The organism is Candidatus Methanoperedens sp. BLZ2, assembly GCF_002487355.1.
Classification (GTDB): Archaea; Halobacteriota; Methanosarcinia; order Methanosarcinales; family Methanoperedenaceae; genus Methanoperedens.
Genome location: NZ_NTMG01000080.1, coordinates 20,449 through 31,290 on the forward strand (window position 1 = coordinate 20,449; position 10,842 = coordinate 31,290).

The 10,842-nt window shown below is 34.5% G+C and carries 9 protein-coding genes and 1 pseudogene; 7 read left to right on the forward strand and 3 right to left on the reverse strand.

The features are described from left to right. Positions 1-6: 6 nt before the first annotated feature. The 5 genes from CL181_RS16710 to CL181_RS20950 all read left to right on the forward strand — a co-directional run bounded on the left by CL181_RS16710 (position 7) and on the right by CL181_RS20950 (position 6,196). Positions 7-594, forward strand: coding sequence for a DUF4194 domain-containing protein (locus CL181_RS16710; protein ID WP_141398951.1), 588 nt, complete (start codon positions 7-9; stop codon positions 592-594). Further along, a complete protein-coding gene (locus CL181_RS16715) occupies positions 575-3,922 on the forward strand; it encodes an ATP-binding protein (protein ID WP_097300465.1) in 3,348 nt (1,115 codons plus the stop codon). Before CL181_RS16710 ends, CL181_RS16715 begins: the two co-directional genes overlap by 20 nt. Continuing rightward, positions 3,915-5,066 (forward strand): Wadjet anti-phage system protein JetD domain-containing protein, encoded by a 1,152-nt coding sequence (locus tag CL181_RS16720; protein WP_097300466.1) that lies wholly within the window; start codon positions 3,915-3,917, stop codon positions 5,064-5,066. Before CL181_RS16715 ends, CL181_RS16720 begins: the two co-directional genes overlap by 8 nt. Positions 5,067-5,240: 174 nt before the next feature. Beyond that, positions 5,241-5,717: a Fic family protein gene (locus CL181_RS21275; RefSeq protein ID WP_255251618.1), complete on the forward strand. Its 477-nt coding sequence runs from the start codon at positions 5,241-5,243 to the stop codon at positions 5,715-5,717. Between the two features lie 242 nt (positions 5,718-5,959). Then, positions 5,960-6,196, forward strand: a complete 237-nt coding sequence (locus CL181_RS20950) for a winged helix-turn-helix domain-containing protein (protein WP_217993206.1) — start codon at positions 5,960-5,962, stop codon at positions 6,194-6,196. Between the two features lie 589 nt (positions 6,197-6,785). On the opposite strand, the pseudogene istA reads toward CL181_RS20950, so the two are convergent. The 3 genes and pseudogenes from istA to ftsZ form a co-directional block, all read right to left on the reverse strand. Beyond that, positions 6,786-7,912: pseudogene (istA, locus tag CL181_RS21280) on the reverse strand (IS21 family transposase); the annotation flags it as partial. Positions 7,913-8,054: 142 nt separating this feature from the next. Continuing rightward, the gene (locus tag CL181_RS16740) at positions 8,055-8,309 is read right to left on the reverse strand and encodes a hypothetical protein (protein ID WP_255251619.1); all 255 of its coding nucleotides are present in this window, start codon (positions 8,307-8,309) and stop codon (positions 8,055-8,057) included. Positions 8,310-8,527: 218 nt separating this feature from the next. Then, positions 8,528-9,637, reverse strand: coding sequence for a cell division protein FtsZ (gene ftsZ / locus CL181_RS16745; RefSeq protein WP_097300470.1), 1,110 nt, complete (start codon positions 9,635-9,637; stop codon positions 8,528-8,530). A gap of 112 nt (positions 9,638-9,749) precedes the next feature. On the opposite strand from ftsZ, the gene CL181_RS16750 reads away from it, so the two are divergent. Together CL181_RS16750 and CL181_RS16755 are read left to right on the forward strand one after the other, a co-directional pair. Next, a complete protein-coding gene (locus CL181_RS16750; RefSeq protein ID WP_097300471.1) occupies positions 9,750-10,070 on the forward strand; it encodes an iron-sulfur cluster assembly accessory protein in 321 nt (106 codons plus the stop codon). 5 nt (positions 10,071-10,075) lie between these two features. Then, positions 10,076-10,429 carry a nascent polypeptide-associated complex protein gene (locus CL181_RS16755; RefSeq protein WP_097300472.1) on the forward strand — a complete coding sequence of 118 codons (354 nt, stop codon included), beginning with the start codon at positions 10,076-10,078 and terminating at the stop codon, positions 10,427-10,429. Positions 10,430-10,842: the final 413 nt, after the last annotated feature.

Here is a 10,842-nt window from a genome sequence, read left to right on the forward strand (position 1 = left end):
TCTGTTATGGAAAATGAAAAAATACTAAGTTATGCATCTGTAATCATCAGATTATTGCAAGGAGCAGTTCATTATGATGATAAAGACATTTGGGAGAGTTTGCTATCCAATCGAATATCTGTGGAAGATTATTTTGAAAAAATCGGAGTAAAACTTTTCATAAATGAACCTGATGGCTATGCATTTCTAAAACAAAAAGAATTTGAAGAGGATGATAAAAATAACTCTTTGCCAAGACTTACCCGCAGAATCCCATTAAGTTATGATGTCACTTTATTATGTGTTTTGCTTCGTGAAAAATTGTTACAATATGATGTAGGAAATACTGATTCTACCCGCTCCCCAATTCTTACAAGAGATGATTTGTATGAACTGTTGCTTCAATTCTTTAAAGAAAAAACGGACGAAAAAAAACAGCGAGGAAAACTTGATGCGATCATCAATAAAGTCATAGATTTGGGCTTTCTAAGACATTTAAAAAATCCAGGAAAAGAAGAATATGAAATCAGAGCTATCATAAAAGCGAAAATTGCGGCTGAAACTCTAAATGACATTAAAATAAGGCTAAAACAATATGCAGAAAACTCTATTTGAATCAGACAATAGCCAAATAGGCTTTCGTTTACATAGATTGGAATTATATAATTGGGGTACTTTTAACAAATCTATAAGGAGAATTGAACCTAACGGCTACACTTCCCTGCTTACTGGTGCGAATGGTTCTGGTAAATCTACAATAGTTGATGCTTTACTAACATTATTAGTGCCAAATACTATAAGAAATTACAATCTTGCCTCATTACCTGAAAAAAGACGGGAAAGGGATGAAAAGACCTATGTATTAGGCGCATATGGAAGATTGAAGGATGAAATAGATCAAAATACGAGTAAAGTTCAATATTTACGAACTAAAGATGATTATTCTGTTTTGCTTGCATATTTTTTTAATCAGGGTTATCAGCAAAAAATAACTTTAGCCCAAGTGTTCTGGTTTGAGAATGATTCTATAAGAAAATTTTTTATAAAATCGGATAAAGAATTGAATATAGAAGAACACTTCAATAATGTTTCGAGCATAAAAGATTTAAAGAAAAGACTTATTTCAAATGGGAATACCGACATTTATGATCAATTTATAAATTATAGTATTTCCTTTCGCAGGATTTTTGGCTTAATTTCTGAGAAGGCATTGGGTCTATTTAATCAAACTGTCGCTATAAAAGTAATCGGTGATCTTAATGATTTCCTGCGCAACTACATGTTAGAGAAGGTAGATATTAGAGAGAAAATCAGAGATTTAAAGAAAAATTATGACGATCTGACTAAATCTTACGAAGCAATCCAAAAAGCAAATAAACAACTGCAACAATTAAAACCAATAATAAGTGAAGCAAATCAGTTTGAGAAACTTTCTTTCGAGATACAGGAATCTAATAATTGCTTACGAATTGTCACTCCCTTTTTTTCTAAAATTAAAATTGATTTATTGAACAAAGCCATAGTCGATAAACAAAATATCCTAATACAGATAAAAAATCAAATAGCAACTCTAGATGCTGAATTGGAAAATTTAAGACAAATGGAAAATGGACTGAACATTGCAATTAATAGAGACGAAACAGGACAACATCTTAGACAGATTGATATAGACATTGAAAATCTTCAAAAAGAGCAGGAAAGGAAAAAGAAAAATGCTGAAGGTTACTGCACTCTAGCAAAGCAGTTAGACTACAATTCTGAACCCGATGAGACAGTCTTCTATAAATCTCTTGCAGAGGCCAGTTTGGACAAAATATCTATTGAAACGAAATGGCAAAATTTAATTCGTCAGAGAGACGAATTGAAATTAGAACTAAATCAACTCGAAACCAAATATAAAGATAATAATACTGAGCTACAATCATTAAAGCAAAGAAAAAGCCAGATACCTGGTAAGAATCTTGAAATTAGAGAAAGAATTTCAACTTTTTTAGAAATTCCTGTTCAGGAATTACCTTTCATTGGTGAGCTACTTAAAGTAAAAGATAAAGAAAAAGAATGGGAAGGAGCTATTGAGCGCCTATTACATAGTTTTGGTCTACGTATTCTTGTTCCTGAGATTCATTATAGCAGATTCAATCATTACGTGAATAAGACTGATTTGAGAGGTAAGCTTGTATATAACAAAGTAGCACTGAAAAATGAATTTAGATTATATGGAGAGATAGATGCAGATGAAATTTACAATAAGATAGAATTAAAGCCAGATACCGATTTTCGTAAATGGCTTGAAAATGAATTAATTGAATATTATAATTATATTTGTTGTAATGATTTAGAACGTTTCCAAAAAGAATTAAAAGGTTTAACTAAAAGTGGTCTTATTAAAGGAAAAACTTTACATGAAAAAAATGACAGTATAAATATTCTTGATAGAAGAAATTACATTTTAGGCTGGAATAATCAAGAGAAAATCAAAGCTATTCAAAAAGAAATGAATGATCTTCAGGTCATAATAAATCGAACTAGCGATAGTGTCAGAACTAATGACCATGAGCAAGATCAACTTAAGCATAAAAAAGAAATTTTACAGGATATTATAAATTATAAAGATTTCGCAGAGATAGAATGGAAAAGAGTAGTCATAGAAATTGAAACTCTGAAAACAACAAAGAAAAAATTAGAAGAAAGTTCAGATAAACTAAAACAATTACAAAATGAATTGACAGAACTTAAAATAAAACAAAAAGATAAGGAAATTAAAGCAAAGGAAAGCGAAAAAAATGAAACAAATCTTGAGAGGGATATCAAAGAATACCAAAAACATTTGGTGAGTTCCCAAGAGGGGTTAAATAATTATAAGGAAGAAGATATACTAATATTTTCCTCCAAAATAGAACTATATTTACAAGGCAAAATAATAGTGCTTGAAAAAATCTGGGATTTACAAGAAGAAATTAAAAATATATTTGAATTAAAAATAAAAGATGTCGACGAAAAAATAAGAAAAATCGAAAAATCTATTGAAAAATTAATGTTGAATTATAAAAAAGATTATCCTGAAGAAACAACAGAAGTAGATGCATCTATAGAAGCCATAAGTGAATATAAAAACATTCTCAATAAAATTGAACATGAAGATTTGCCACGTCATCAGAAACGATTCAAAGAATTACTCAATGAAAACATTATCCAGGATATTGCTGGTTTTAAATCCACGCTTGAAACGCAGGAAGAAGAAATTAAAACTAAAATTGAGGCTTTGAATCAATCTTTAACAACAATTGATTATACGCCGTCAACTTTTATTAAACTTGATAGTGAAACTAATCGTGACCCGGAAATCAGGAATTTTAAGCTAATGATTAGGGACTGTCTGCCAGATGTTGGCAAAATTGATAATTCAGAGTCAAATGAAGCAAGCTTTCATAAAATTAAGGCAATTATAGAAAAATTTGATAAAGAACAACGATGGACTGAAAAAGTTACCGATGTGCGAAATTGGCTAACCTTTTCAGCCAGTGAAAGATATAAAGAAAACAATTTAGAAAAAAATCATTACTCAGATTCGTCAGGTTTATCGGGTGGCCAGAAAGCCAAGCTCGCATATACAATTCTTGGTTCAGCCATCGCCTACCAATTCGGATTAGACTCTCACCAGACAAAATCAAAATCATTTCGATTTGTTGTTATTGATGAAGCTTTTAGTAAATCTGATGAAGCAAATTCTCGCTATGCTATGGAGTTATTCAAAAAATTGAATTTACAGTTGCTAGTAGTTACACCATTAGATAAAATTCATATCGTAGAACCGTATATTTCCTCTGTTCATTTTGTAGAAAATAATCAGAATTGGAACAATTCCAAAGTTTATACTTTACCTATGCAAGAATATTACGAAAAGAAAAAAGAACCCAAAAATTTATCTCATACTTATGACTAATCCATCTGGAATAAAGAAAAAAGCAGAAAGGTTGTACCATGAATATCTAACTGCTTTATTAAAATCAGAGTCATTTTTCCCCAAAGAAATCCCTTTTGGTAGAGTTAATTCCACAGATGATTATAATATAATTAAAAGAGAAGTTAAAGAACTAATCAATGGATCAAAAGATAAACTGGGCTATGGTTATAAGGTCGAATTATCACAGTCTAACACACGGAAATATGGATTACAATCCTTCCCTTGCAGAATCTATTTTGAGAATGAGACCGATTATCTGAAATATATCAAGAAAGAGAAAGAAGTTTCTGAATTTAAAATAGCTATCTCTCAGATTCGAGAAACAATACCTAGTCTCAATGATTGGATTGATAAAAATACTAGTAAAGTTATTGGTAATATTGGCAAATGGAACAATATTTTGAAAGTTTGTGAATATTTTCAAAAAAATACGAAACCAAATCTTTACATTCGTGAATTGCCTATAGAAATCCATACAAAATTCATCGAAGAAAATAAAGGAACTTTAAAGCAACTTTTGGACTTTTTACTGCCCAATGGAGCTATAAAAAAGGATGAATCTGAATTTGAAAAAAGGTTTTATCTAAGATATGATGAGCCACTTATCAGAGTAAGAGCATTAGATCAAAGTTCCTTAGCAAAATATAATTTATCTTTTTCAGATTTTTCCATTCCAATAATAATATTCAATAATCTCAAAATAATGAATGGACGATTTATAATTACTGAGAATAAAATGAATTTTCTGACTTTACCATATTTAAAAGATACATTTGGGCTGTTTGTTGGAGGTTTTGGAATTGAGATATTGAAACAAATTGATTGGCTAAAGAATTCAAATATTTTCTATTGGGGCGATATTGATGCACAAGGATTTCAAATATTGTCTCAAATAAGGTCATATTTCCCACACACAAAATCAGTTATGATGGATTTTAAAACTCTAAATCTTTTTCAACAATTTATCGTTTCAGGAACCCCCACTAATACTAATATTGATTTTCAGAATTTGACAGATGAAGAAAAGGAATTATTCAATTATCTGTGTGAGAAAAATTTCCGACTTGAACAGGAAAAAATCAATCAATATTACATAAATGAAAATCTAAAAAATTTAACGTAGTGAAAATGAGCTATTGATAGAAAAATTAATATGTTGCCAAAAAGAGAAAAAATAAGATTTTCTAATTACAAAACATCATTGCACACTCCCACCGCTGCCATAGTGGCAATAGCTCTTGTATCGATGAAAATAATGGCACATGAATAAATACAAAAAATTAGACGGATAGATACAATGTTCACCCCCAATTTCAATTACACTCATAAAATAGTAAAAAATCTCGTGGACATAGCTTCGGCAAGAGAAATCATTGTCAATGCCTATCTTGTGCCAAAATGGGAAATAACACTCAGGAGAGATGCACTTATAAAGGCAGCGCATGCATCCACTGCAATTGAAGGAAATCCACTCACATTAGAAGAGGTCAGCCAGCTTGCACAGGGTAGAAAAATAACGGCCACAAGAAAAGCACAGCAGGAAGTGCTCAATTCTCTCAGGGTTTTAGAGGATATAGAAAAGTATCAGGAACAGGATAAAATAACTGAAAAAATTATCTTAAATTTACATAAAGATATAACAAAAGACATTTTAGAAAATCCTGAGCATGAAGGCAGATACAGAGAACTTCAGGTATATGTTGGCAACAGGATAACAGGCGAAATTATTTTTATGCCCCCCTCTCCCGAAAAATATCACATTATGAATTTGTAAGGATTTATCCTTTTGTAGACGGTAATGGCAGGACTGCGAGGGCGTTAGCGACCCTGATCCTTTATCTCAAGGAATTTGACATTAAAAAATTCTTTGCATTAGATGATTATTACGACAGCGACAGACTGGCATATTACCGCGTTTTAAATTCCATTGATCAGAAAACCCTTGATCTCACAGAATGGATCGAATACTTTACAGATGGCGTTCTTCTTTCCCTCACAAAAGTAAAGGAGAAGGTATTGCAGCTTTCTCTGGAAAAACATAAAAAAGATTCAAAAGGACAGTTGGCTCTTACAGAAAAACAGACTAAGGTTATTGAACATATGATTTCAAATGGACGAATAACAAGTGGTGAAATCCAAAAGATGTTTAAAATATCACGTCCTGCAGCATACAAGGAAATTAAAAAGTTAATTGAACAAAACTTGATCCAACCAAAAGGCACTGGTAGAGCTATATATTATGTTATCAAATAGGTTAACGCAAAGGTTAACGCAAGGTTCTATAGACCTTGATTTATAGAAGGTTGCAGGGACTGAAAAAAAGTTGATGAAAGGCATTTTATCAGTCCCTGCAGGATATAGTATGAAAGACGGAATAGGTAAAAGTAACGGTCATGCAATAATAATAAACGTTATGGATTACAGATCATAGAAAGCCCCTCCCGGAAAGATTATGGCGATTTTCCACCACTTTCAAGCATGAAGTAAGAACTGGAATTTTTTCTTCTATGAGCAAAAACGATAATAGATGACACAAGATATACATAAACACAACCAAGAACAAACATTAAACCAAAATGAAAATAAAATTGCGAAGCCGTCATTGTATCCATATCCGGGCGCATCGAAGAAATGATGGAATACACTATCTCCAGAACAAAGAAAACCGGAAGATAAAAGAAAGATATACCAATAAAAAATATGCGTAAAATTGGATAATTAAACCCTCCATAAATACCTATAATTATGCAAACTATTGATACTATAAGAATAGCGCCAGCTACTATGGCTTTTTCTTTATCTGCTATTTCAATATCGATTGCCCTGATTTATTAAGGGAAGCGTTATTTTCTTTCATGATTTCACTCATCAATCCTTTGAAATGTTCTTTTACTCTTGATACCCGGCCGCTTCCTGAGATTATTTCATGTTCACAAACAGATTCTCCATCCACAATAACGCTAAATTTACCATTGAATATCGCAAGTGTAGCCTCTCTGCCGGCAAATCGATATGGTACAGAATATTGATTCCCAAGGTAGGAAATAAAGCAATCTCTTGAGATAGTCTTTGTTTCTTCACGGATGACAAGATATTCAGGGACTCCATCGATGGGTTTTAGTTCTTCAGCTTTAAGACGTTCAAGTGGTATTTCATGGGTGGTTCCATGCAAACTGGAATTTACTCTCTTTAACCATGTGATTGCCTGATTATTGATATCCGCAATTGAGGAAAAGCTCCCACCTAAGAAAAAATCTCTTTTGACGTAACCGACTGTATTTTCGATCTTACCTTTTGTTTGGGGTCGATAGGGACGGCATAAGCGAGGAATAAATCCATAGTGCTTGAAGAAATCCTCAAATTTTTTATTCCATTCTGAATCAGTGGATTTTAAGGCTCTGGTTATCACTACTTGCTTCATATTATCGTAGAGTATCTCTTTCGTATATCCACCAAAAATCCACCAAAATAACGAAAAGCATTCACATGGCACTTGATCAGGGAATATACGTCAATGCTTAGCGTAAATTCGATGTACCTCATCTTTGAAAAACCAAGTATCATGTTGAAGCAGTATAGTTTTTGCATTTTGCTGTCGATATCTACTTTCCCAAATTCTGACCAATCAACCTGTGCCTGTACCCCTGGTTTTGTCTCGTACCTAAGAGTTGCAGGGACTCCCTTCTTTGGTCGAATTTTTGTTACAAAATCACCAACTATTGTCTTTTTTCCAGTAAAACCCATTTCCTGGATTTCCCGGAATAGCCGGACCGCTGTGAAAGGTCCTTCATCAAGCCTCTTGATTATGTAATCCTTGTAGTTATCGAGCTTGCTAACTCTTTTTGCTCTATGTTTTGGTTCCGGTAGTGTTGTTGAATTCAAATATTTTCGCACGGCCTTCCGATCAAATCCTGTTCTATTGGATATCTCGGTGATGTTCAAACCTTGGGCATGCAGATCTCTTATCATAAATCATTCCTCCGTTTCAATCATTGTCTCCAATCCTGGATTTTTCAGTCCAGAATTGTCAACTGGGGATTTTTAACCCGGAGAAAATGGGGAAAATTAGACCGGAAATGACACATTTAAAGATTCCATTATATTCTTCACTTTATTTTTTATTTTCCAGAGAGGTGCCAATAGCAATGCTCATTGCGGGAATTACAAGATACCTTATTCCTATCTGTGTAAAATAATCTGTAATCGACATTCCTGACATAGGGATCAATATTAATAAATCCAATAGAATATTTATGCCAAACCATATTAATCCGACAATGATTCCTTCTTTAAAATAGTCTGCATTGATTTTTTTAAAATAAGAAATTAAAAGAAAAGCAGCAGAAAAAGAACCGACTATGATCATGATCGACTTAAATAAAAATATGTCGATGGTCAATTCTCCCTCTCTTGTGTAAAAAAAGAAAGAAGCTACAAATGGTATGAGCCAGGCCAAAAAACCGTATAATATATTTTTTAGATATCTCATTCAAAAAATTAAAGGTTTCCGTATCATACAAAAAAAAGTAATATCAGATAAACTTATATAATATTTATCCTAAGTTTATCTGAAAACAATAAATCTTACCTTTCTTTACTGAATACCGCAGCTCTTGATATTTTTTCCTGGGGTAACGCTTCTATCATATGTTCCATGGCCTGGCGAAGTGGTTTTGCAACTTCTTTGGGAATTGCAGGAGCTGGTGCAGGTTTTTGCACACCACTAAGGAACGGGCATGTAACTCCGGTGAGCACTGCCATTACTCGTACTCTTCCTGAAAGGTCAGGGTCAACTTTTGCGCCCCATATAACGCGCTTCGTATTGGGGACCTTGTCCATTATTTGTTCACCTGCAATTGCTACTTCCTCAAGGGTCATGTCCTCGCCTCCTACTATGTGGATCAGGACACCGTATGCTGTGGTGATGTCGGTAATGTCAAGTAATGGTGTTGATAAAGCCTGGGATACTGCTTTTTCCACACGAGCCGGTCCGTCACCTTCACCGATACCGATTGAGGAAATCCCTCCGCGTTCCATTACTGCCCTGAGGTCAGAGTAGTCAAGGTTCACAAGACTGGGCTGGGTTATTGTATCTGTTATGTTTTTAACAAATGCTCCTACTAGCGCGTTTGCAACCGATAGTGCGTCTTTGAGCGGCAGGTTCCCTGCTACTTCCCTTAGTTTTGAGTTATCAATTACTACTATTGAATCGCAATTCTCTGCCAGTGATTTTATAGCATCGCGTGCTTTTTCCCGGCGCGTCATTTCGATGGTAAAAGGAATTGTCACACATGCAATGGTAAGAGCGCCTACTTCTCGTCCCACTGTTGCAAAAACAGGTATTGAGCCTGTGCCTGACCCGCCTCCAAGACCTGCCACAAGGAAAAGAAGATTTGTACCTTGTAGTTCTTCCTTAATTTCATTAAGGTTCTCTCTAGCGGCTTCAGCGCCTTTTTCAGGATATCCGCCGCATCCATGTCCCTTGCATAGCTTCTCACCAAGCAGTATTATTTTATCTGCCCTTGTCATTGTGCTAAGATGCCCTGCATCAGTATTAGCTCCGATTATTTTACCACCGGCAAGTTTTTTATCTGCTATCCATGTTGTGATATTACACCCGGCACCACCCAGACCAACAACTGTCACTGCTGGGCGTGATAATCGTACTTTTTCAAGCAATTCGTCTCTAGTCATAATCAGCCTCCACTATTAAAGTCGTTCTTTTACTATTTAAGCCTTTTTTAGATGCGAATGCGGATACTACATTTATATATATCCAAAACATAGAAGGAAAAGGAGAACGCAAATGATCGAGATAACAGATGCTGCTGCGGCAGAACTAAAAGAATTGCTTGAAAAAGAAAAGAAAACCGACCATGGATTACGCGTTTTCGCAGCTGGAAGCGGCTGTAGCGGGATACAATATGGTCTGACACTTGAAAAAACGGCTAAAGATGAGGATGCTATTTCTGAAAGTAATGGAATAAAGATCTTCTTCAATAAAGATATCCAGGAAGATATTGAGGATTTCAAAATTGATTTCATAGATAATGAATATGGTAAAGGTTTTGTCATAGACAATCCCAATGCTCCCAAATGCGGCTCAGGATGCAGCAGCTGCGGGTGAGATAAATGTTTCCCGGACTTGGTAAAGGTATAAACCCACGAAAGATGGCTTCGATGATGAAGCAGATGGGAATTGATGTCAATGAAATAGAGGGAGTGGAAGAAGTGATCATCCGAACTCCTCAAAAAGACATTGTTTTCAAGGATGCCCAGGTCACGATAATGGATGCAAGAGGCATGAAAACGTATCAAGTAACTGGAACGCCGCAGGAAGTTGTCCGCGAGACTACGATACCTGAAGAAGATGTTAAGCTTGTGATGGAGCAGTCAAAGTCGAGTGAGATCGATGCACGCAATACACTCAAAGAAACAAAAGGAGATATTGCGGCTGCTATTATGAAATTGAGTAACACTGCTTAATTTCTGATTTTCTGTTTTTTTTTATTTGTCTTATTTTTGTGCACAACTGTTAAATACGATAGTGTAGTAGCTGGGGAAGCTCGACAGTTAACATGTCAAGCCCTATATATAACCTATATAATATACATGAATCTGGAATTTTTCGGGTCATGAATAGAAATTAACAATGATCTTGCTCAAAAAAACTGTGCAAGGGAAACTGTTATATACGGTGCAAAACATACAAGACGCTTCCTGCTTGTGAAAACAGGAATGTGTGTTGTAGGAAAAACAAATATGTTCTGCGATAAACGCCGGAACCGTGCAGAAAAATAATGCGCGAGGGAAAGTGTTATATACGGAAAAAAACATATTATACCCTTCCCGCGTGTGAAAACAGAAAACACAAAGGAAATGTTGCGTTTTGAAAAATA

Bases quoted from the DNA above. Each gene is read 5' to 3' on its own strand.
- CL181_RS16755 (WP_097300472.1), top strand. From the start codon at position 10,076: ATGTTTCCCGGACTTGGTAAAGGTATAAACCCACGAAAGATGGCTTCG.
- CL181_RS16710 (WP_141398951.1), top strand. From the start codon at position 7: ATGGAAAATGAAAAAATACTAAGTTATGCATCTGTAATCATCAGATTA.
- CL181_RS16720 (WP_097300466.1), top strand. From the start codon at position 3,915: ATGACTAATCCATCTGGAATAAAGAAAAAAGCAGAAAGGTTGTACCAT.
- CL181_RS16750 (WP_097300471.1), top strand. From the start codon at position 9,750: ATGATCGAGATAACAGATGCTGCTGCGGCAGAACTAAAAGAATTGCTT.
- ftsZ (WP_097300470.1), bottom strand. From the start codon at position 9,637: ATGACTAGAGACGAATTGCTTGAAAAAGTACGATTATCACGCCCAGCA.
- CL181_RS16715 (WP_097300465.1), top strand. From the start codon at position 575: ATGCAGAAAACTCTATTTGAATCAGACAATAGCCAAATAGGCTTTCGT.
- CL181_RS16740 (WP_255251619.1), bottom strand. From the start codon at position 8,309: ATGATCATAGTCGGTTCTTTTTCTGCTGCTTTTCTTTTAATTTCTTAT.
- CL181_RS21275 (WP_255251618.1), top strand. From the start codon at position 5,241: ATGTTCACCCCCAATTTCAATTACACTCATAAAATAGTAAAAAATCTC.